Raw genomic sequence first — 21,441 nt, forward strand, 5'->3', positions numbered from 1 at the left:
CACAAAAAAGGCGACCTCTTCAGGTCGCCTTCTTCATATCAGCTCACGCCTTACTGGCCGTTGTAGATCTGGTCGAAGATCCCGCCATCGTTGAAGTGGGTCTTCTGCACGGTGCGCCAGTCGCCGAAGGTTTTCTCGACCGACAGGAAGTCGACTTTCGGGAAACGGTCGGTGTACTTGGCCAGTACCGCCGGGTCACGTGGACGCAGGTAGTTGGCGGCCGCGATTTCCTGACCTTGCGGCGACCACAGGAACTTCAGGTATTCCTCGGCAGCGGCGCGGGAGCCTTTCTTCTCGACCACTTTGTCGACCACCGACACCGGCGGCTCGGCTTCGGCGGAGACGCTTGGGTAGATGACTTCGAACTGGTCGCGGCCGAACTCGCGGGCGATCATTTCCGCTTCGTTTTCGAAGGTCACCAGCACGTCACCGATCTGGTTGGTCATGAACGTGGTGGTGGCGGCGCGGCCACCGGTGTCCAGCACCGGTGCCTGTTTGAACAGCTTGCCGACGAAGTCTTTGGCCTTGTTCTCGTCACCGCCGTTTTTCAGCACGTAGCCCCAGGCCGACAGGTAGGTGTAGCGGCCGTTGCCCGAGGTTTTCGGGTTGGGCACGATCACTTGCACGCCATCCTTGAGCAGGTCCGGCCAGTCTTTCAAGGCTTTCGGGTTGCCTTTGCGGACGATGAACACGGTGGCCGAGGTGAACGGCGCGCTGTTGTTCGGCAGACGGGTGACCCAGTCTTTCGGCACCAGTTGACCGTTGTCGGCCAGGGCGTTGATGTCGGTGGCCATGTTCATGGTGATGACGTCAGCCGGCAGACCGTCGATGACCGAACGGGCTTGCTTGCTCGAACCGCCGAAAGACATCTGTACGGTGATGTCTTCGTTGTGCTCGGCTTGCCAGTGTTTCTGGAACGCAGCGTTGTAGTCCTTGTAGAAATCGCGCATCACGTCGTAGGAAACGTTGAGCAGGGTCGGTGCGGCCTGAGCCACGCTGCCGAAGGCAAGACCAGCGGCGAGAAGTGAGGCGCCAAAGAGTTTTTTCACTGCGCATTCCTTGTTCTGTGGGGGTGTTTTTTTACAAAGATGAGGCCATTTGCCAGCGACTATAGCGGGGCGCGCATAGTCGTTTAAAGATTAAAAAGAACTTTACTTATTCCATTTTCTTGAACAGCGCATTGCCGCAACGGGAGCAGAACGACGCTTCCTGTTCATGGCTGCTTTTCTTGCACACGGGGCAGTCGTGTTGCCGCTGACCGCCGCGCATGGCGGTGGCCAGTTCAGCGGTGAAAATCCCGGTCGGCACGGCGATGATCGAATAACCGGTGACCATCACCAGCGACGAAATCACCTGTCCCAGTACGGTCCTCGGCACGATGTCGCCGTAACCCACGGTGGTCAGCGTCACGATAGCCCAATAGATGCCTTTGGGAATGCTGGTGAAGCCATGTTCCGGGCCTTCGACCACGTACATCAGGGTGCCGAACACCGTGACCAAGGTGCAGACGCTGAGCAGGAACACGAGGATTTTCTGCTTGCTGCCGCGCAGGGCATCGAGCAGGTAATGCGCCTGTTTCAGGTACGGCCCGAGTTTGAGTACGCGGAAGATCCGCAGCATCCGGATCACCCGGATGATCAGCAGGTACTGGGCATCGCTGTAATACAGCGCGAGGATGCCCGGCACGATCGCCAGCAAGTCCACCAGCCCATAGAAACTGAAGGCGTAGCGCAAAGGCTTGGGCGAGCAGTACAGGCGCAGCAGGTACTCGCCGAGGAAGATGATCGTGAAGCCCCATTCGATGTACGCCAGCACATTGGCGTAGTTCTGGTGGACTTCATCGATGCTGTCGAGGATCACGATCACCAGACTGGCGAGAATGATCAGCAGCAGGGTCTTGTCGAAACGGCGGCCGGCCACCGTATCGGTCTGGAAAATGATCACGTACAGGCGATCACGCCACGTGTTGTTGCCGTTCATGCATATCGCCTTGGCCATCAATCAGCGCAGCCTAGGTTGATTCTCCCCGTTAGCGCAAGGCGTGACATTGATCTCCGGTTGGCGCATCAGGCGAATGCCGGTGCGCAGCAGCCAGCAGGCGAGAATGAATGGTGCCGTGAGGGTCGCAAGACCGATGGCACTGAACAGCGGCGTTAGCAGCAGCGCAAGGCCGATGCCGAACAATGGCAGCCACGGTTGCTGGCGTTGCGCGCTGAAGGCGAGGGCGGCGAGGACTGCGTTGTAGCCGCCCAGCCCCAGCAGCGCGACCTGGCTGTCGTGGTGCAACAGGCTGGAACCCAGACCGATGACCGACGCCAGCAGCGCCCAGGCAAAGGCCCGGCGATCGGCGATCAGCAAGCCGGCAGCGATCAAACCACCGGCCAACGGATGGTCGAGGAACATCACCTGACCGAAGCCTTTCAGGGCGGCTCCAAGCAGGTTCACGGTATTCAGCTCAAGCGCCGGTGCCGGCGTCGAAGTTTCGGCGAAACACAGGAACACCCAGCTCAGCAGCACGAACGGCGCGGTGTAGGCGGGCAGGTACTCGGTGAGGCGCGCGCGTTTGAGCCACTGCTGCGTGATCATTGCGCTCAGGCCACCGGCCGCCAGAATCAGCGGCGGCAGCATCGGTGACCAGGGGAAATACAGGCTCAGCAACAGGCCGACCAGCACACCGTTGTAGCTGAACAGTCCGGCCTGGCGATCCGCCTTGGCGTAGTTGCGCCGTTGCGCGGTGAGCAATCCGGCGACCGCGCCGAGCAGCGCGCCGGCGAACAGCACCGGCGCGGTGAATAAAATGGCCAGAAGGCACAGGAGTCCACACAGCGGATGACGCTGGAGGAAGATTTGACTGAAGCCGTTGAGCAAAGCCTCGGCCCAGTCAGGGCAGTGGGTGTTGAAATGATTGGCAGGCATGTCTGGAGAATCTGGGCAGTAGGAAAATCAAAAGGTCTTGCGTGAAGCTGTGGCGAGGGAACTCGTGCCCGGTGAATGCGGTGTCTCTTGTGGAAACCGTCATGCCGAGCGACGGGAGCACGCTCCCTCGCCACACAGATGTTGCTTAAATCAATGTTTCGATCCGCAGCGAATTAGTCGATCCCGGCTGGCCAAACGGCACACCCGCGGTGATCAGCAACGTATCGCCACGCTCGGCCATTCCTTGAGCCTGAGCGATTTCCAGCGCGGTCGAGCACACCTCGTCCACCTGACGCAGGCGATCATTGACCACCGAGTGAATGCCCCACGCCACACTCAGGCGGCGAGCGGTCTGCAGGTTCGGCGTCAGGTTGAGGATCGGCGCTTTCGGCCGTTCCCGTGCCGCACGCAGACTCGATGCGCCGGACTCGCTGTAGTTGACCAGCACCGCCACCGGCAGCACGTTGCTGATCCGGCGAATCGCGCAGCTGATGGCATCGGAGACGGTCGCTTCGGCTTTCGGCCGGCTGACGTCGAGTTGGGTCTGGTAGTCAGGACCGTTCTCCACCTGGCGGATGATTTTGCTCATCATCTGCACGGCTTCCAGCGGGTATTCGCCGGACGCGGTTTCTGCCGACAGCATCACCGCATCGGCGCCTTCGGCCACGGCGTTGGCAACGTCGGTGACTTCAGCGCGGGTCGGGGCCGGGGAGAAACGCATCGACTCGAGCATCTGCGTCGCCACCACCACCGGTTTGCCGAGCTGGCGGCAGGTGGTGATGATGTTTTTCTGGATCTGCGGCACGCTTTCAGCCGGCACTTCCACGCCCAGGTCGCCGCGGGCAACCATGATCGCGTCGCTCAGTTCGGCGATCTCGCGCAGTTGCTCGACGGCCGATGGCTTCTCGATTTTCGCCATCAGAAACGCCTTGTCGCCGATCAGCGCGCGGGCCTCGATGATGTCTTGCGGACGCTGCACGAACGACAGCGCGACCCAGTCCACACCCAGTTCCAGACCGAAGCTCAGGTCGCGGCGATCCTTGGCGGTCAGCGGACTCAGGTCGAGCACCGCTTGCGGCACGTTTACGCCTTTGCGATCCGACAGTTCGCCGCCGTTGAGCACGGTGGTGTCGATCGCGTCGGTGTATTTGGTGACGACTCGCAGGCGCAGTTTGCCGTCATCGAGCAGCAGGTCCATGCCGGCTTCCAGCGCCGCGATGATCTCCGGGTGCGGCAGGTTTACCCGACGTTCGTCGCCCGGCGTTGCGTCCAGATCGAGGCGGAAGGCCTGACCGCGATGCAACTGAACCTTGCCGTCAGCGAACTTGCCGACCCGCAGTTTCGGCCCTTGCAGGTCCATCAGGATCCCGAGCGGGTAGTTGAGCTGGCGCTCGACTTCGCGGATCCACTGATAGCGCTTGGCGTGGTCGGCGTGATCGCCGTGACTGAAGTTGAGGCGGAAGATATTGACCCCGGCCTCGACCAGCTCGCGGATGTCTTCGATGCCGTCGACGGCAGGCCCGAGGGTGGCGAGGATTTTGACCTTTTTATCAGGCGTCATGATTTAGAGCTCTCGAGGATCAGGATGGCGCGGAAGTCGTTGACGTTGGTGCGGGTCGGCTCGGTGACGATCAGCGCATCGAGCGCCTCGAAGTAGCCATAGCCGTTGTTGTTATCCAGCTCATCGCTGGCGCTCAGACCCAGGGCGGCGGCGCGGGCGTAGCTGTCCGGGGTCATGATTGCGCCGGCGTTGTCTTCCGAGCCGTCGATGCCGTCGGTGTCACCGGCCAGCGCATAAACGCCGGGCTGGCCCTTCAGGCTGTCGGTGAGGCTGAGGAGGAATTCGGCGTTGCGTCCGCCACGGCCATTGCCGCGCACGGTCACCGTGGTTTCGCCGCCGGAGAGAATCACGCACGGCGCCGCCAGTGGCTGGCCGTGATGGATGATCTGGCGCGCGATGCCGGCGTGGACTTTCGCCACTTCGCGGGATTCGCCTTCCAGGTCGCCGAGGATCAGCGTGCTGAAACCGGCCTGACGGCATTTCACTGCCGCGGCATCCAGCGATTGCTGAGGGCGGGCGATCAATTGGAAGTGACTGCGGGCCAGGCTCGGATCACCGGGTTTGACGGTTTCCGATTCCGGGCTTTGCAGCCAGGTGCGCACGGAGGCCGGAATCTCGATGCCGTAACGTTTGATGATCGCCAGCGCTTCAGCGCTGGTGCTCGGGTCGGCCACGGTCGGACCGGAGGCGATGACTGTGGCGAGGTCGCCCGGTACATCGGAAATCGCGTAGGTATAAACAGTCGCTGGCCAGCAGGCCTTGCCCAGGCGTCCGCCCTTGATCGCCGAGAGGTGCTTGCGCACACAGTTCATCTCGCCGATGGTCGCGCCGGATTTGAGCAGGGCTTTGTTGATCGACTGCTTGTCGGCCAAGGTGATGCCTTCGGCCGGCAACGCCAGCAGGGCAGAACCACCACCGGACAACAGGAAAATCACGCGGTCGTCTTCGGTCAGGTTGCTGACCAGTTCCAGCACGCGTTTGGCCACGGCCAGACCGGCAGCGTCCGGCACCGGGTGCGCGGCTTCGACCACTTCGATTTTTTCACACGGGGCGCCGTGACCGTAGCGGGTCACCACAAGGCCCGAGACTTCACCTTCCCAGCAGCGCTCGACCACTTGCGCCATGGCAGCGGCAGCCTTGCCGGCGCCGATGACGATCACGCGACCTGTGCGATCAGCCGGCAGATGAGCTTCGAGGACCTGGTTCGGATGGGCCGCGTCGATGGCTGTGGCAAACAGCTCGCGCAGCAGTTGTTGCGGATCGACCGACATGGCGGGCTCCCGGAATTCTTGTTATTCGAAAGGGCAACTCGGAACCCTGTGGGAGCTAGCCTGCTAGCGATTCAGGCGCTGAGGTCTGGCAGACACTCCGCGTCGATTCCATCGCCAGCAGGCTGGCTCCCACAGGTTTGATGCAGGTTGGGGCAGGGCTTACTTCTTGTCGCGAATCGAGAAGTTGGCCATGTGTTCCAGGCCCTTGATCAGCGCCGAGTGGTCCCAGTTGCTGCCACCGATGGCCGCGCAGGTGCTGAACACTTGCTGGGCGTTGGCGGTGTTCGGCAGGTTGATGTTCAGCTCCTTGGCGCCTTGCAGGGCCAGGTTCAGGTCCTTCTGGTGCAGGCTGATGCGGAAGCCCGGATCGAAGGTGCCTTTGATCATGCGCTCGCCGTGCACTTCGAGGATCTTCGAGGAGGCGAAACCACCCATCAGCGCTTCACGCACCTTGGCCGGATCGGCACCGTTTTTCGAAGCGAACAGCAGGGCTTCGGCCACGGCCTGAATGTTCAGGGCAACGATGATCTGGTTCGCCACCTTGGCGGTCTGACCGTCGCCATTGCCACCAACCAGGGTGATGTTCTTGCCCATGGCCTGGAACAGCGGCAGTGCGCGTTCGAAGGCATCGGCGTCGCCACCGACCATGATGCTCAAGGTCGCGGCCTTGGCACCGACTTCACCACCGGATACCGGAGCGTCGAGGTATTGCGCACCTTTCTCGTTGATCTTCGCGGCGAAAGCCTTGGTGGCGGTCGGCGAGATCGAGCTCATGTCGATCACGACCTTGCCTTTGCCGATGCCGGCCGCGACGCCGTCGGCGCGGAACAGCACGTCTTCGACCTGCGGGGTATCCGGCACCATGACGATGATGAATTCGGCTTCCTGGGCCACTTCGCGTGGGTTGGCCAGAGCGACGGCGCCAGCGGCGACCAGGTCGGCAGGGGCGGCGTCGTGGTGCGCCGACAGGAACAGGCTGTGACCGGCTTTCTGCAGGTTCGCCGCCATTGGGTGGCCCATGATGCCGGTGCCGATGAATCCGATTTTAGCCATGAGAAAATCCTCTTGTTTTTGTCTTGCTCAAGCAAATAAGGGGCTGTTGTGGGAGCGAGCCTGCTCGCGATTCAGGCGCTGCGGTACATCAGTTGTACCGAGGAGATCTCATCGCGAGCAGGCTCGCTCCCACAGGGTTTTTTGCATTGTTCTTAAATCGCGTTGTGGGTCTTCAGCCAGCCGAGGCCTGCTTCAGTGGTGGTCAGCGGTTTGTACTCGCAGCCGACCCAGCCCTGATAACCGATGCGATCAAGGTGTTCGAACAGGAAGCGGTAGTTGATCTCGCCAGTGCCCGGCTCGTTGCGGCCCGGGTTGTCGGCCAGCTGCACATGGTTGATCTCGGCCAGGTGCGATTGCAGGGTGCGGGCCAGATCGCCTTCCATGATTTGCATGTGATAGATGTCGTATTGCAGGAACAGATTGGCGCTGCCGACCTGCTCGCGAATCGACAGGGCCTGCGCCGTGTTGTTCAGGTAGAAGCCCGGGATGTCGCGGGTGTTGATCGCTTCCATCACCAGTTTGATACCGACGGCTTGCAGCTTTTCGGCGGCGTACTTGAGGTTGGCGACGAAGGTCTTTTCAACGGTGGCATCGTCCACGCCTTGCGGACGGATACCGGCCAGGCAATTAACCTGGGTGTTGCCCAGCACCTGGGCGTAAGCGATGGCCAGATCGACCCCGGCGCGGAACTCTTCGACCCGGCCCGGCAGGCACGCTATACCGCGCTCGCCCTTGGCCCAGTCACCGGCCGGCAGGTTGAACAGCACTTGGGTCAGACCGTTGGCGTCGAGTTTGGCCTTGATTTCGGCAGAGCTGAAATCGTACGGGAACAGGTACTCGACACCGCTGAAGCCAGCCTTGGCGGCGGCGTCGAAACGGGCAAGGAAATCCTGTTCGGTGAACAGCATGGACAGGTTGGCTGCGAAACGCGGCATGGTGGTCTCCCGTTCTAGATTCTCGTTCCCACGCTCTGCGTGGGAATGCCTCTATGGACGCTCTGCGTCCGCTTTGGGACGCAGAGCGTCCCCGGCTGCGTTCCCACGCAGAGCGTGGGAACGATCAAGCAATAGCAATCAATCGAGCAACGAAATCGCGGTAGGCGCATCGTTGCCGACCAGCGCCAGGTCTTCGAATTCGTTGACGGCGTTGATCTCGGTCCCCATGGAGATGTTGGTCACACGCTCCAGAATGATCTCGACGATCACCGGCACCTTGAACTCTTCGATCAGCTCTTCGGCCTTGCGCAGGGCAGGGGCGATATCAGCCGGTTCGAACACACGCAGTGCCTTGCAGCCCAGGCCTTCGGCGACTGCGACGTGGTCGACACCATAACCGTTGAGTTCCGGCGCGTTCAGGTTATCGAAGGACAGCTGCACGCAGTAGTCCATATCGAACCCGCGCTGGGCCTGACGGATCAGGCCCAGGTACGAGTTGTTCACCACGACGTGGATGTACGGCAGTTTGAACTGAGCGCCGACCGCCAATTCTTCGATCATGAACTGGAAGTCATAGTCCCCCGACAGGGCCACGACTTTACGGTTCGGATCGGCCTTCACCACGCCCAGCGCTGCCGGAATGGTCCAGCCCAACGGGCCGGCCTGGCCACAGTTGATCCAGTGACGCGGCTTGTAGACGTGCAGGAACTGCGCGCCGGCAATCTGCGACAGACCAATGGTGCTGACGTAGCAGGTGTCCTTGCCGAACACCTGGTTCATTTCTTCGTAAACGCGCTGCGGCTTGACCGGCACGTTGTCGAAGTGGGTCTTGCGGTGCAGGCTGGCCTTGCGCTGCTGGCAGTCCTGCAGCCAGGCGCTGCGGTTTTTCAGCTTGCCGGCGGCTTGCCATTCACGGGCGACTTCGATGAACACCGTCAGCGCGGCAGCGGCGTCGGAAACGATGCCCAGGTCCGGGGTGAACACGCGGCCGATCTGGGTCGGTTCGATGTCGACGTGAATGAACTTGCGGCCTTCGGTGTAAACGTCGACCGAGCCGGTGTGGCGGTTCGCCCAGCGGTTGCCGACGCCCAGTACCACGTCGGATTTCAGCATCGTGGCGTTGCCGTAACGGTGCGAAGTCTGCAGACCAACCATGCCGACCATCAGCGGGTGATCGTCAGGAATGGTGCCCCAGCCCATCAGGGTCGGGATGACCGGAATGCCGGTCAGCTCGGCGAACTCAACCAGCAGATCGCTGGCATCGGCGTTGATGATGCCGCCGCCGGCCACCAGCAATGGACGCTCGGCCTGATCGAGCAGGGCCAGCGCTTTTTCAACTTGCACGCGGGTGGCGCTCGGCTTGGCCAGCGGCAGTGGCTGGTAAGCGTCGATGTCGAATTCGATTTCAGCCATCTGCACGTCGAACGGCAGGTCGATCAGCACCGGGCCTGGACGGCCGGAGCGCATTTCGTAGAAGGCTTTCTGGAAGGCGTAAGGCACCTGGCCCGGCTCCAGAACGGTGGTCGCCCACTTGGTCACCGGCTTGACGATGCTGGTGATGTCGACGGCCTGGAAGTCTTCCTTGTGCATACGGGCGCGGGGTGCTTGCCCGGTGATGCAGAGGATCGGGATCGAGTCCGCGGAGGCGCTGTACAGACCGGTGACCATGTCGGTACCGGCCGGGCCGGAAGTACCGATGCACACGCCGATGTTGCCGGCCTTGGTGCGGGTGTAGCCCTCGGCCATGTGCGAGGCGCCTTCAACGTGGCGAGCGAGGACGTGATCGATGCCACCGACTTTCTGCAGGGCGGAGTACAGCGGGTTGATTGCAGCGCCTGGAATGCCAAAAGCGGTATCAACCCCTTCACGGCGCATCACCAGAACGGCGGCTTCGATTGCTCTCATTTTGCTCATGGTTTTGTGCCTCTTTACGTTTTGTAATTGTATACAAGTGGCTTTGCGCAGAGTGTATTCACGGCGGACGGCGCAGGTCAATCCATTTTCTCAAGCGCCTGTTTCATTCGTCGGAAGCCTGTTCTGCTGTGGCTTTTCGTCGCATGAGGCGCTTTTCGAGAATTATTGTATACAAAAAAATAATTCATTGTGTTCTATTTGTTGCATCGGGCTGCGGCACAAACGCGCAGCCCAACGACTTTCCCAATAACAAAATGAGGACGGCACCATGAGCGCTTTAACCTTGAAAGTCGCAGTCAAGCTGGTCAACGAAGCCATCAATGCAGGGCGGGCCATCTCAGCTGCGCCGCTGACCATCGCAGTACTGGATACCGGTGGCCATCTGGTCACTCTGCAACGCGAAGACGGCGCCAGTCTGCTGCGCCCGAACATCGCCATCGGCAAAGCCTGGGGCGCCATCGCCCTGGGCAAGGGCTCACGCCTGCTGGCGCTGGACGCACAACAACGCCCGGCGTTCATCGCCGCACTTAACAGCATGGGGCAGGGCAGCGTCGTGCCGGCACCGGGTGGTGTGTTGATTCGTGATCAGGCGGGGAACGTGCTGGGTGCGATCGGCATCAGCGGCGATCTGTCGGACATCGATGAGCAGGTGGCAATCAAGGCCGTAGAGGCCCTGGACCTGCGGGCGGATGCGGGGGTGGCTGCGTGATTTGCGGCAATTGAACTGACGCCATCGCGAGCAGGCTTACTGCTACAGGTGGTCACAGGTAGACACATTTCTGTGGCCACCTTAAAGCCCCTGTGGGAGCGAGCCTGCTCGCGATGGCTGCCTGGCAGACACAACCTGATAAGGATCTGAACCGCACCCCAGCCTTTTCAGGGCTAGCTTTTTTCATGACTGCAATCATGGAGGAGGCTCATCAATGTCCAATTCACCCGCTTCACACCGCCTAAGGATCGGCCGCTATGCCGAACCTGATCGCATTTATTTGCTCACTTCCAATACTTGCCAGAGAAAACCGTTTTTCAGAGATTTTGCTTTGGGCAGGTTAGTGGCCAATCAGTTTGTCTGCGCGCAGAAACAGGGTCATGTGAACTCTCTGGCTTGGGTGGTTATGCCCGATCACTTTCACTGGCTCGTTGAACTGAAGAGGGGATCGCTCGGTGAATTGATGCAACGAACTAAATCATTCAGTACCAAAGCCGTGAACCAGTCCAATGGCGGAAAAATCAATCTTTGGCAAAAGGGGTTTTATGACCAGGCTCTGCGCCGAGAAGATGACTTGGTGAAAATGGCACGGTATGTCGTGGCTAACCCATTGCGGGCTGGACTGGTGGAAAAGCTGTCTGACTATCCGTTGTGGGATGCCATTTGGGCTCAAGCCAAAATCGAGTCGCCTTCATCGCTAGCAGGCTAGCTCCCACAGGAGAGTTTGCGGATACAGGAGAGTGGGAGCTAGCCTGCTAGCGATGAGGTCGCCGGAGTCTTCAGTCCGGCTCGCAGCCCTTGAGCACCAACCGGATGATGGTTTGTGCTGCCGCTTCATAGTCGGCTTCGTCGAGCTTGTCCTTGCCGGTGACGGCGGAGATCTGCCAGTCGAAGTCGGCGTAGGTCTGGGTTGCGGCCCAGATGCTGAACATCAGGTGGTTGGGGTCGATCGGGGCGATCTGGCCGCGGTCGATCCAGGTCTGGATGCAGTCGATGTTGTGCTTGGCCTGGCCGTTGAGCTGCTCGACCAGGTCGGCGCTCAGGTGCGGGGCGCCGTGCATGATTTCGCTGGCGAAGACCTTGGAGGCGAAGGGCAGGTCGCGGGAGATGCGGATCTTCGAGCGGATGTAGCCGCTCAGCACTTCGCTCGGTACGCCGTCCGGGTTGAACGGGGTCGAGGCCTGCAGGATCGGCACGATGATACTTTCCAGTACCTCGCGGTAGAGGTTTTCCTTGGACTTGAAGTAGTAATAGACGTTGGGCTTGGGCAGTCCTGCCTTGGCGGCGATGTCGCTGGTTTTGGTGGCAGCGAAGCCCTTGTCGGCAAACTCTTCACTGGCTGCACGCAGGATCAGTTCTTTGTTGCGCTCGCGGATTGTGCTCATAAACCCGGTGGTTCCTTGCCTGTTCTGGCGGTTGCGCATGGTAGCACCGGCCTCGCGCAGCGCTCAACAATGCCCCGTGTGGCCTGCAGTCGCGGTATGCTGCGCGGCATTATTCACATAAGGAAACAAGATTCATGGCAGGAAGCAGTTTGCTGGTGCTGATCGACGACATCGCTACCGTTCTGGACGACGTTGCGTTGATGACCAAAATGGCTGCCAAGAAGACCGCCGGCGTGCTCGGCGACGACTTGGCGCTCAACGCCCAGCAAGTCTCCGGCGTACGCGCGGAGCGGGAAATCCCGGTGGTCTGGGCGGTGGCCAAGGGCTCGTTCGTCAACAAACTGATCCTGGTGCCGTCGGCGCTGGCGATCAGTGCCTTCGTGCCGTGGCTGGTGACGCCGCTGTTGATGGTCGGTGGCGCCTACCTGTGTTTCGAAGGTTTCGAAAAACTCGCGCACAAGTTTCTGCACAGCAAGGCCGAAGACGAGGTCGAGCATGCGCAACTGGTCGAGGCCGTGGCTGATCCGGCAACCGATCTGGTGGCGTACGAGAAGGACAAGATCAAGGGCGCGATCCGCACCGACTTCATCCTCTCGGCGGAAATCATCGCCATCACCCTCGGCACCGTGGCCGATGCTTCGCTGACCCAGCAAGTGATCGTGATGTCGGGCATCGCCATTGTCATGACCGTGGGTGTTTACGGTCTGGTGGCCGGCATCGTCAAACTCGATGATCTCGGTCTGTGGCTGACCCAGAAGCCTGGGCAGATGGCCAAAAGTATCGGCAACGGCATCCTGCGTGCGGCGCCGTACATGATGAAAAGCCTGTCGGTAATCGGCACCGCAGCGATGTTCCTGGTCGGTGGCGGCATCCTGACCCACGGCGTACCGGTGGTGCATCACTGGATCGAAAGCGTCGGCGCAGCGGCCGGTGGCGCCGGGTTTGTGGTGCCGATGCTGTTGAACGGCGTGGCGGGGATCATCGCGGGTGCGGTGGTGCTGGCGGGCGTGTCCGTGATCGGCAAAGTCTGGAAAGCCCTGAAAGGCTAAATCCTGAGGCAAACAAAAAGGCCATTCGATTCGCATCGAATGGCCTTTTTTGTGGCCGGCGTTTTTACTCGGCGATCTGCAACTTGCGCGACTCGGTGTAGACGTAGCGCACCTTCTCGTACTCGAACGGTGAGTTCAGCTGACCGTAGCGGAAGCTGGTCTGGTAACGCTTGTCGACGCCACGCAGTACCCAGACTTCCGGGTGGTTGGAGCTGACTTCCGAGACATTGAGGAAGTTGATCGCGGACTCGGCGGTATAGTCCACAGCCAGACCTGCGGTATCGCGCAGGTTCGAGGGGCCGAGAATCGGCAGCACGAAGTAAGCGCCGCCCGGTACGCCGTAGAAGCCCAGGGTCTGGCCGAAGTCTTCGTTCTGACGCGGCAGGCCCATGGCGGTGGCCGGATCCCAGAGCCCGGCGATGCCGATGGTGGTGTTGAGCAGCAGGCGCGCGGTGGTTTCCATCGAGCGCTTGCCCTTGAACTGCAACAGGCTGTTGACCAGGTTCGGTACGTCGCCAATGTTGTTGAAGAAGTTGCTCACGCCGGTGCGCACGAAGCTCGGGGTGATGTAGCGGTAGCCATCGACCACCGGCAGGAACACCCATTGGTCGAAGCGGTAGTTGAAGTGGTAGACGCGGCGGTTCCACTCTTCCAGCGGGTCATAGACGTTCAGCGCGCTGAGGGTCGAGCGCTCGAACTCGCGCTGATCCAGCCCCGGGTTGAACTTGAGTTTGGACAGCGGCTCCTTGAAGCCATCGCTGTCGATGACCACCGGTGCATTGGCTTTGCTGTTGTCGGCCTGGGCCATACCTGCACTGAGGAGCGCTGCAATCAGCAGGAGATATTTAGCCACGGAAGAACTCCAGCATGGCGTCGCTGTTGACGCGGTAGTTAAGGTTGCCGCAATGGCCGCCCAGCGGATAAACGGTCAGGCGATCGCCGAAGGTGCGGCGCAGGAAACCGAGGTCGCCCGGGCCGAGGATCACGTCGTCGGCGTTGTGCATGACGGCGATTTTCGGGCTGTCGTGCAGGTAATCCTTCAATGCGTACAGGCTCACCTGATCGATCAGTTGCAGCAGGCTGCCGCCGTCGGTGCGGGCGCGCCACATCGGGATCACCTGTTCGGTGAGGTAGCAGTCGAAATCGCATTGCAGCGCACGCTTGAGGAACGGCGTGAGGCTGGTGCCTTCGGTGATCGGGAATTTCGGCGGGGTGATCAGGCCGCGGCGGTTGATCAGGTCCGAAGTGAATGCGATATCCGCCGCCGAGAAACGGAACGAGGTGCCGATCAGCATCGCCATCTGTTCGTTGCTCAAGTGCTGCTTGGACTGCTGGAAGTCGTAGAGCAGTGCATCGTTGAGGTCGATGTAGCCTTTTTGCTGGAAGTAGCGGGTCAGTTTGCTCAGAACCAGTTCATAGAAGGTGGTGCTGTTGTTGATGCCCTTGACCTCGGTCTGCACCAGCTTGTCGAGGTTGGTGATCGAGGTGTAGAGGTTGACCGGCGGATTCAGCAGCAGGACTTTCTTGAAGTTGAAGCTGCGACGGGTTTCATCCAGATGGGCAACGAACGCTGCGTCCAGTGCGCCGAGGCTGTAACCGCTGAGGTAATAGTCGGTGACCGGCAGTTTCGGGTTCTGAGCCCGCACGGCCTGCATCACCCGGTACATGTCTTCGGCGTCTTCCTTGGTCACGCCGGGGGTGGCGAAACGCGAGGCGGCGCTCATGAAGTCGAAGCTGGTCGGCGATGACAGCTGCACCACGTGGTAGCCGGCCTTGTAATAAAGCTTCTTCAGGTATTCGTTGAGCGTGCTGTCGTAGCGCGCGCCGGTGCCTGCGATCAGGAAGATCAGCGGCGCGGCCTTGTCCTGGGTGGCGATGCGGTAAGTGAGTTTTTTCACCGGCCAGAAATTGTCCGGCAGGATGAATTCGCGCTCGGGGCGCAGAGTGACGCTGCGATCGGTCTGATCGATGTCGTCGTCCAGTGGCAGTTCAGGGCGCAAGTCCGGCGGCGTGGTGGCGATGGTCGCCTCGAACGGGTTGGTCAGGGGATAGCCATAGCTGGCGGCGTCGATATCCATCGCCAGCGCGGACGCACTCAGAATAAGGCCGCCAAACAGGGCGGCGAAGCGCAAGGAACGGAGCATGACTAGATCCCTTAGAGGAAGGTGCCGAATGAGGTTCGCAGGCTATGACCACCGGGTTTGCGCCAAAGTGCCATGCCACGGCACCAAACTGACGGAATTCGGAGTAATAGTAGCCGGACGATACACTTTGCACGGAATGAATGACCAGTTAAGAGTTGTTAGCCCTTGCGTATGCGCGGCGGCAGATTAAGCTGGCCGCCGATTTCATCGATTGGAGTGTTCCATGTCCCGCCGCTTGCCCGTGATTCTGTTGCTCGTTCTGTTGCCGTTGTGGCTGGCCGCCAGTTATGGCGCGCGTTATGGCTTCATGGAGGACGCGCAGTGGGTGGGCATCTGCGTGGATGAGGCGAGCCGTTGGGAATGTTCGGTGCGCTCGAACCTGGGCCTGATGATTCATTTCCAGATGCTGGGCTGGGCGGCGATCGCGGCTGCGGTGATCGGTTTTGTCGTGCCGGGACGGGCAGGGTGGTGGCTGGCGGTGCTGGCGCTGGTGTTCGGGTTGCCGGCGCTGGCGTTGTACAACACGACACTGGCGGTGTTTGCGGTGGTGATTGCCGGGTTGCGACTGGTCCGGGAATCCCGCGAGGCCTGATCGTCAGTCATCGCGGGCATTCCCTGTGAATCAGCCCTTGCGAACCCGCAGGCAGCGCCAAAGTGCAGCCACCATCAGCACGCTGACCAGCGCCCAGCCCCACGCCTGCTGATTCTGCAGTCCTTCACGGAACAACTGCGGCGCAATGCCGGCGCCGATGATGAAGGTCAGCAGCGCGATCTCCCGCCGGGCCACGGGCACCGGGCGGCACAGGTAAACCAGCGCCGGCAGGATGAACGCCACGCTCGGAAAGCTGCGATAGCGCGGATCGAACACCAGCTCCAGCATCATCACCGCAGCAGCGAACCCCGCTGCCGCGACCAGCCAGCCGGCCCGTCGCTCGAAAGCGTTGAACGCCCGTTCACGCCAGCCATTGCGGGCGCTCAAGGTCAGCGCGGCATGGGCCAGCACCAACAGATTCAGAGCCGTCAGCAACCCGACCCACAGCCATTCGCTGGCAAACCGCGTGGTCACCCGTGCCAGATCACCCCAGGCGCCGATCGAACAGGCGGCGAGGGCGCCGAGCAGCGGCAGGATCAGTGCCGAACGCGTCGTACGAACCCAACCGCCCAGCAGCAATGTTCCGAGGAAAATCAGCCCGCCGACGGCCAGCCACTGCGACCAGTACGGCACGTTCGACACCGGACCGGCCAGCACGCCCTTGTCCTGGCGATCGGCATCGAACAGCCCCCAGTAACCGCCGACCGCGCCTTCGCTGCCGCGCTTCCACGGCTGGTCGAACGCTTCGATCAGGTTGTAACGCCAGCCTTCCTGCTCGGCGAGGGTGACAAAACCACGAATGAACTTGGCCTCGTTGACCCGGCTCGGCAGCGCGGTCTCACGCTGGCGGCCTTCGCTCGGCCAGCCGGTTTCGCCAATCATCACGTCCTTGGGCGCGAATTTGTTGCCGAACACCTGACGCACTTCCGCCACATGATGCAGCGCGGCGTCGATGTTCGACGGATCGTCTTCCCAGTACGGCAGCAAGTGAATGGTCAGGAAATCCACCGCCGGCGCGACTTCCGGGTGCTTGAGCCAGAACTCCCAGACATCGGCGTAGGTCACCGGCTGCTTGATGTGGCTCTTGACCTTGTTGATCAGCTTCACCAGCTGGGTCGCGGTGACCTCTTTGCGCAGCAAGGCCTCGTTGCCGACGATTACGGCGCTGACCACGTCCGGGTTGGCATTGGCCGAAGCGATCAGCAGATCGACTTCTTTCTCGGTGTCCACCGGATTGCTGTTGACCCACGCGCCGATCATCAACTTCAAGCCGTGCTTGCGCGCCAGATCTGGCAGCGCTTCGAGGCCGGTCATGGAGTAGGTGCGGATGCATTCGAAGCGGGTGGCGAGCAGGGCGAGGTCGGCGTCCATGCGCTCCGGGCGCAGTTTGAACGGCACGTCGAACGGCGACTGGTCTTTGTCGAACGGGGTGTAGGAGGCGCATTGCAGTTTGTGGGTCGGGGTGGCGACGTCCGGCAGGATCACCGGTTTGCCGAGGCCGTACCAGAAGCCGCACAGGGCAAACAGCCCGAGCAGGCAGGCGAACACATAAGGAAGAAAGGGGAAGCGGGAAGTCGCGGACATGGTCAGGCCGAGTGGCTGCAAAGCGACGCATGTTACCTGCATTTATAAGCAGGTTGGTGGCCCGCACGATTTTGACATGCAAAGTTCGGGCGGATTGTCTGGCGCCAAATATCCGGAGGCAGTTAATGGCTTTCTGATGTCGTTTCTCGTTGCTTCGAGGTCGCTGGCAGAGCAGGTCTTATCGGGCGTCAGGTTGATGATCGAAACCGTCAGTACCCTTATTGATAATCCGGCTGATGTACTAACGAGTTTGCGGTCAGGCGTGATGGGGGCGCTGTGCACCATAACAATACGTTGACGATGCCCGGCATCCGTCGGGCGCAGCATTTCGGGGAAGTAACGATGAAGATGCGACGACTTTTAGGCGCAGGTGCCGCTCTGGTGCTTGCGATGGGCTCCACACTCGCCAGTGCTGAAACCAAGACCCTGAACATCGGTTACGTTGACGGCTGGTCCGACAGCGTCGCGACCACCCACGTGGCGGCCGAAGTGATCAAGCAGAAACTCGGCTACGACGTGAAACTGCAAGCCGTCGCCACCGGCATCATGTGGCAGGGCGTTGCCACCGGCAAACTCGACGCCATGCTCTCGGCCTGGCTGCCCGTGACCCACGGCGACTACTGGACCAAGAACAAGGATCAGGTCGTCGATTACGGCCCGAACTTCAAGGACGCGAAAATCGGTCTGATCGTGCCGGAGTACGTCAAGGCCAAGACCATCGAAGACCTGAAAACCGACGACTCCTTCAAGAAACGCATCGTCGGCATCGACGCCGGTTCAGGCGTGATGCTCAAGACCGATCAGGCGATCAAGGATTACGACCTGACCGGCTATCAACTCAAGGCCAGTTCCGGCGCCGGCATGATTGCCGAGCTGACCCGTGCCGAGAAGAAAAACGAATCCATCGCCGTCACCGGCTGGGTGCCGCACTGGATGTTCGCCAAGTGGAAACTGCGCTTCCTCGACGATCCGAAAGGCGTGTACGGCGCGGCTGAAACCGTGAACAGCATCGGCAGCAAGGAACTGGCGACCAAGGCGCCGGAAGTGGCCAAGTTCCTGAAGAACTTCCAGTGGGCCTCGAAAGACGAAATCGGCGAAGTCATGCTGGCGATTCAGGACGGTGCAAAACCTGACGCAGCGGCCAAGGATTGGGTTGCCAAGCACCCGGAACGTGTTGCCGACTGGACCAAGTGATTTAAACCGAAGCGTCTAATCTGCGCTTCCCAGGGCCGCCCGACATGACAGTCGGGTGGCCTTTTTTGTTTGCCCACTATTAATAAGCAGCGTTGGCCGTTTTCGGCTTGTCTGGAAATTGGCAAAAACGTCATGGCGTTCTACTACTAAGGTCGTCTGGAACCCGGCTCGCAGCCGCATACAGTGGATATGTTCCAAAAATAAAAATCTGTGCTGCGAGGATAAAAACAATGAACGACAGCATTTACCTCTCTATTCAGAACAGCCCGCGCTTCAAGGAGCTGGTCAAGAAAAGGGAAAGGTTCGCCTGGATACTCTCGGCGATCATGCTCGGGCTCTACTCCGGCTTCATCCTTCTGATCGCGTACGGGCCGCAAGTGCTCGGCACGAAAATCAGTCCCGAATCGTCCATCACCTGGGGCATTCCGATCGGTGTCGGGCTGATTATCTCGGCCTTCATCCTGACCGGCATTTACGTGCGCCGCGCCAATGGCGAGTTCGACGACCTGAACAACGCGATTCTCAAGGAGGCTCAGCAATGATCCGGCGTCTACTGGCTCTTTTGAGCATCGCAGCATTTGCTCCGGCCGTCTGGGCCGCTGACGCCCTGACCGGCGAAGTCCACAAACAACCACTCAACGTTTCCGCGATCGTCATGTTCGTGGCATTCGTTGGCGCGACCCTGTGCATCACTTACTGGGCGTCCAAGCGCAACAACTCGGCCGCCGACTACTATGCAGCGGGCGGCAAGATCACCGGTTTCCAGAACGGTCTGGCGATCGCCGGTGACTACATGTCGGCGGCGTCCTTCCTGGGTATTTCCGCGCTGGTGTTCACCTCCGGCTACGACGGCCTGATCTACTCGATCGGCTTCCTGGTGGGCTGGCCGATCATTCTGTTCCTGATCGCCGAGCGTCTGCGTAACCTGGGTAAATACACCTTTGCCGACGTGGCGTCCTACCGCCTCGGGCAAACCCAGATCCGCACCCTGTCTGCCTGCGGTTCGCTGGTGGTGGTGGCGTTCTACCTGATCGCGCAAATGGTCGGTGCCGGCAAGTTGATCCAGCTGCTGTTCGGTCTCGACTACCACGTTGCGGTGATTCTGGTCGGTATCCTGATGTGCATGTACGTGCTGTTCGGCGGCATGCTGGCGACCACCTGGGTGCAGATTATCAAGGCGGTGCTGTTGCTGTCCGGTGCCTCGTTCATGGCGCTGATGGTGATGAAGCACGTCAACTTCGACTTCAACACCCTGTTCTCCGAAGCCATCAAGGTTCACGCCAAGGGTGAAGCGATCATGAGCCCGGGCGGTCTGGTCAAAGACCCGATCTCGGCGTTCTCCCTGGGTCTGGCGCTGATGTTCGGTACCGCCGGCCTGCCGCACATCCTGATGCGCTTCTTCACCGTTAGCGACGCGAAAGAAGCCCGTAAGAGCGTGCTGTACGCGACCGGTTTCATTGGCTACTTCTACATCCTGACCTTCATCATCGGCTTCGGCGCGATCCTGCTGGTCAGCACCAACCCGGCCTTCAAAGATGCGGCGGGCGCTCTGCTCGGCGGCAACAACATGGCGGCGGTGCACCTGGCCAACGCCGTGGGCGGCAGCGTGTTCCTCGGCTTCATCTCGGCAGTGGCGTTCGCGACCATTCTGGCAGTAGTGGCCGGTCTGACCCTGGCCGGTGCTTCGGCGGTGTCTCATGACCTGTACGCCAGCGTGATCAAGAAGGGCAAGGCCAACGAGAAGGATGAGATCCGCGTTTCGAAGATCACCACCATCGCACTGGGCGTTCTGGCCATAGGCCTGGGCATCCTGTTCGAAAGCCAGAACATTGCGTTCATGGTTGGCCTGGCGTTCTCCATCGCGGCAAGCTGCAACTTCCCGGTGTTGCTGCTTTCGATGTACTGGAAGAAGCTGACCACCCGTGGCGCCATGATTGGCGGCTGGCTGGGTCTGGTGAGTGCGGTGGGGCTGATGATTCTTGGCCCGACCATCTGGGTGCAGATTCTGCATCATGAGAAGGCGATTTTCCCTTACGAGTATCCTGCGTTGTTCTCGATGATCATTGCGTTTATCGGGATCTGGTTCTTCTCGGTTACCGACAAGTCGGCGGCGGCTGAGACCGAGCGTGCGGCGTTCTTCCCGCAGTTTGTGCGTTCGCAGACTGGGTTGGGGGCTAGTGGGGCGGTTTCGCACTGAGGCTTTTTGTGTAGGTTGATTTGAATTGAAAATGCCCTGATCGAGAGATTGGGGCATTTTTTTTGTGGGCGGTTATCGGACTTTCTTTGGGTGGTTTTGGTTTGTGTGTATATCCGTTGCTGCGGTAACGGCTTCTTGGGGTTCCGCCCTTACGGCGGGTCACTTTTTCCAAACGCCGAAAAAGTAACCAAAAAGGCTTTACCCTGACGTACGGCCCTCGCTGTGGCTCGGGTTCCTTCGCTCCGGGATTGATCCGGGGGCATCGCCTACGGTTTGCTTCGCTGCACCTCCTCTCGATGCATGCGGCTGCGCCGCACGGTCGCTGCGCTCCCACCCCCGGATCAATCCCTCCACTCAGCCTGCCGACGGGCCCTGCGATCAAAAGCGGTACTCGAGCTAACGCTCATCGTTTTGAGTGGTGGGGAGCTTGGGGTGTTTGGCTTTGGTTTTGTGGTGGGGCGGGCCCTCACCCCAACCCTCTCCCAGAGGGAGAGGGGGCCGATTTTTGTGCTTTTCAAAGCCTGAGTTCGACTCGGTATTGCACGTCGGCGTATCTCTTCCAAACACCCCGATCAGTTCCCTCTCCCTCCGGGAGAGGGCTAGGGTGAGGGGCTCTTGATCTGCTTTTGATTTTTTGCCCCTTCGGCAGGCCGAGCGGAGGTGTCCATCAGGGGGTAGGCGCGCAGCGCCGTGCGGCGAAGCCGCATACATCGAGAGGAGGTGCAGCGAAGCAAACCGTAGGCGATGCCCCCTGATGGACACCGTAGAGAGGGAACACTGAGCCTAGGCGAAGTGCCGTACGCCGGGGCCAAGACTTTTTGGTTACTTTTGAGGCGTTCCCTCTGTGTCAGGCTACCTGTCGCCCTTGTTGATTGACTCGTTCATTCAAGAGGGTGAAGGTGCATAACAATGTCCAATTTAGGCAAGCGCTACGACA

19 protein-coding genes are annotated in these 21,441 nt (G+C 60.5%); 7 read left to right on the plus strand and 12 right to left on the minus strand.

What is annotated here, in order from left to right:
* Nucleotides 1-50 precede the first annotated feature (50 nt).
* The 8 genes from CAF90_RS09090 to gcl all read right to left on the minus strand — a co-directional run bounded on the left by CAF90_RS09090 (nt 51) and on the right by gcl (nt 9,650).
* Nucleotides 51-1,049 carry a sulfate ABC transporter substrate-binding protein gene (locus tag CAF90_RS09090; protein WP_085605830.1) on the minus strand — a complete coding sequence of 333 codons (999 nt, stop codon included), beginning with the start codon at nt 1,047-1,049 and terminating at the stop codon, nt 51-53.
* A gap of 106 nt (nt 1,050-1,155) precedes the next feature.
* On the minus strand, nt 1,156-1,980 hold the full coding sequence (locus CAF90_RS09095; protein WP_045121897.1) for an ion transporter: 825 nt from the start codon (nt 1,978-1,980) through the stop codon (nt 1,156-1,158).
* 21 nt (nt 1,981-2,001) lie between these two features.
* Complete coding sequence (locus tag CAF90_RS09100; RefSeq protein WP_085605831.1) at nt 2,002-2,916, minus strand: urea transporter; 915 nt, start codon at nt 2,914-2,916, stop codon at nt 2,002-2,004.
* A gap of 145 nt (nt 2,917-3,061) precedes the next feature.
* The gene (pyk, locus tag CAF90_RS09105) at nt 3,062-4,477 is read right to left on the minus strand and encodes a pyruvate kinase (protein WP_085605833.1); all 1,416 of its coding nucleotides are present in this window, start codon (nt 4,475-4,477) and stop codon (nt 3,062-3,064) included.
* On the minus strand, nt 4,474-5,748 hold the full coding sequence (locus CAF90_RS09110; RefSeq protein ID WP_085605834.1) for a glycerate kinase: 1,275 nt from the start codon (nt 5,746-5,748) through the stop codon (nt 4,474-4,476). Before CAF90_RS09110 ends, pyk begins: the two co-directional genes overlap by 4 nt.
* A 159-nt stretch (nt 5,749-5,907) precedes the next feature.
* Entirely contained in the window at nt 5,908-6,801 is an 894-nt protein-coding gene (locus CAF90_RS09115; protein WP_085605836.1) for a 2-hydroxy-3-oxopropionate reductase, read from the minus strand.
* 152 nt (nt 6,802-6,953) lie between these two features.
* Nucleotides 6,954-7,736 (minus strand): hydroxypyruvate isomerase, encoded by a 783-nt coding sequence (hyi, locus tag CAF90_RS09120; protein ID WP_085605839.1) that lies wholly within the window; start codon nt 7,734-7,736, stop codon nt 6,954-6,956.
* A gap of 138 nt (nt 7,737-7,874) precedes the next feature.
* Complete coding sequence (gcl, locus tag CAF90_RS09125) at nt 7,875-9,650, minus strand: glyoxylate carboligase (RefSeq protein ID WP_085605841.1); 1,776 nt, start codon at nt 9,648-9,650, stop codon at nt 7,875-7,877.
* A gap of 268 nt (nt 9,651-9,918) precedes the next feature.
* Between gcl and CAF90_RS09130 the strand changes: the two genes are divergently transcribed.
* Nucleotides 9,919-10,359, plus strand: a complete 441-nt coding sequence (locus tag CAF90_RS09130; protein ID WP_011333104.1) for a heme-binding protein — start codon at nt 9,919-9,921, stop codon at nt 10,357-10,359.
* Nucleotides 10,360-10,573: 214 nt separating this feature from the next.
* Complete coding sequence (locus tag CAF90_RS09135; RefSeq protein WP_085605843.1) at nt 10,574-11,068, plus strand: transposase; 495 nt, start codon at nt 10,574-10,576, stop codon at nt 11,066-11,068.
* Between the two features lie 70 nt (nt 11,069-11,138).
* On the opposite strand, the gene CAF90_RS09140 is transcribed toward CAF90_RS09135, so the two are convergent.
* The gene (locus CAF90_RS09140; RefSeq protein ID WP_007959290.1) at nt 11,139-11,744 is read right to left on the minus strand and encodes a TetR/AcrR family transcriptional regulator; all 606 of its coding nucleotides are present in this window, start codon (nt 11,742-11,744) and stop codon (nt 11,139-11,141) included.
* 134 nt (nt 11,745-11,878) lie between these two features.
* Here CAF90_RS09140 and CAF90_RS09145 point away from each other — a divergent pair, with 134 nt between their 5' ends.
* Nucleotides 11,879-12,793 carry a DUF808 domain-containing protein gene (locus tag CAF90_RS09145; protein WP_085605845.1) on the plus strand — a complete coding sequence of 305 codons (915 nt, stop codon included), beginning with the start codon at nt 11,879-11,881 and terminating at the stop codon, nt 12,791-12,793.
* Between the two features lie 64 nt (nt 12,794-12,857).
* On the opposite strand, the gene CAF90_RS09150 is transcribed toward CAF90_RS09145, so the two are convergent.
* Nucleotides 12,858-13,646: a VacJ family lipoprotein gene (locus CAF90_RS09150; protein ID WP_011333106.1), complete on the minus strand. Its 789-nt coding sequence runs from the start codon at nt 13,644-13,646 to the stop codon at nt 12,858-12,860.
* Complete coding sequence (locus CAF90_RS09155; protein ID WP_085605848.1) at nt 13,639-14,937, minus strand: serine/threonine protein kinase; 1,299 nt, start codon at nt 14,935-14,937, stop codon at nt 13,639-13,641. The genes CAF90_RS09150 and CAF90_RS09155 overlap by 8 nt, the downstream gene beginning before the upstream one ends.
* A gap of 223 nt (nt 14,938-15,160) precedes the next feature.
* Here CAF90_RS09155 and CAF90_RS09160 point away from each other — a divergent pair, with 223 nt between their 5' ends.
* A complete protein-coding gene (locus CAF90_RS09160) occupies nt 15,161-15,529 on the plus strand; it encodes a hypothetical protein (protein WP_085605850.1) in 369 nt (122 codons plus the stop codon).
* 30 nt (nt 15,530-15,559) lie between these two features.
* Here the strand turns inward: CAF90_RS09160 and CAF90_RS09165 are convergent, their stop codons facing one another.
* Nucleotides 15,560-17,155, minus strand: coding sequence for a beta (1-6) glucans synthase (locus CAF90_RS09165; RefSeq protein WP_085605852.1), 1,596 nt, complete (start codon nt 17,153-17,155; stop codon nt 15,560-15,562).
* A gap of 300 nt (nt 17,156-17,455) precedes the next feature.
* Between CAF90_RS09165 and CAF90_RS09175 the strand changes: the two genes are divergently transcribed.
* From CAF90_RS09175 to CAF90_RS09185, 3 genes are all read left to right on the plus strand, one after another.
* Complete coding sequence (locus CAF90_RS09175) at nt 17,456-18,307, plus strand: glycine betaine ABC transporter substrate-binding protein (RefSeq protein ID WP_085605856.1); 852 nt, start codon at nt 17,456-17,458, stop codon at nt 18,305-18,307.
* Nucleotides 18,308-18,537: 230 nt separating this feature from the next.
* A complete protein-coding gene (locus tag CAF90_RS09180) occupies nt 18,538-18,849 on the plus strand; it encodes a DUF485 domain-containing protein (protein ID WP_007959307.1) in 312 nt (103 codons plus the stop codon).
* A complete protein-coding gene (locus CAF90_RS09185) occupies nt 18,846-20,504 on the plus strand; it encodes a cation acetate symporter (protein ID WP_085605858.1) in 1,659 nt (552 codons plus the stop codon). The genes CAF90_RS09180 and CAF90_RS09185 overlap by 4 nt, the downstream gene beginning before the upstream one ends.
* The last annotated feature ends 937 nt before the right edge of the window (nt 20,505-21,441 follow it).

This window comes from Pseudomonas sp. B37(2017), from assembly GCF_002112885.1.
GTDB classification, from domain to species: Bacteria; Pseudomonadota; Gammaproteobacteria; order Pseudomonadales; family Pseudomonadaceae; genus Aquipseudomonas; species Aquipseudomonas paraglycinae.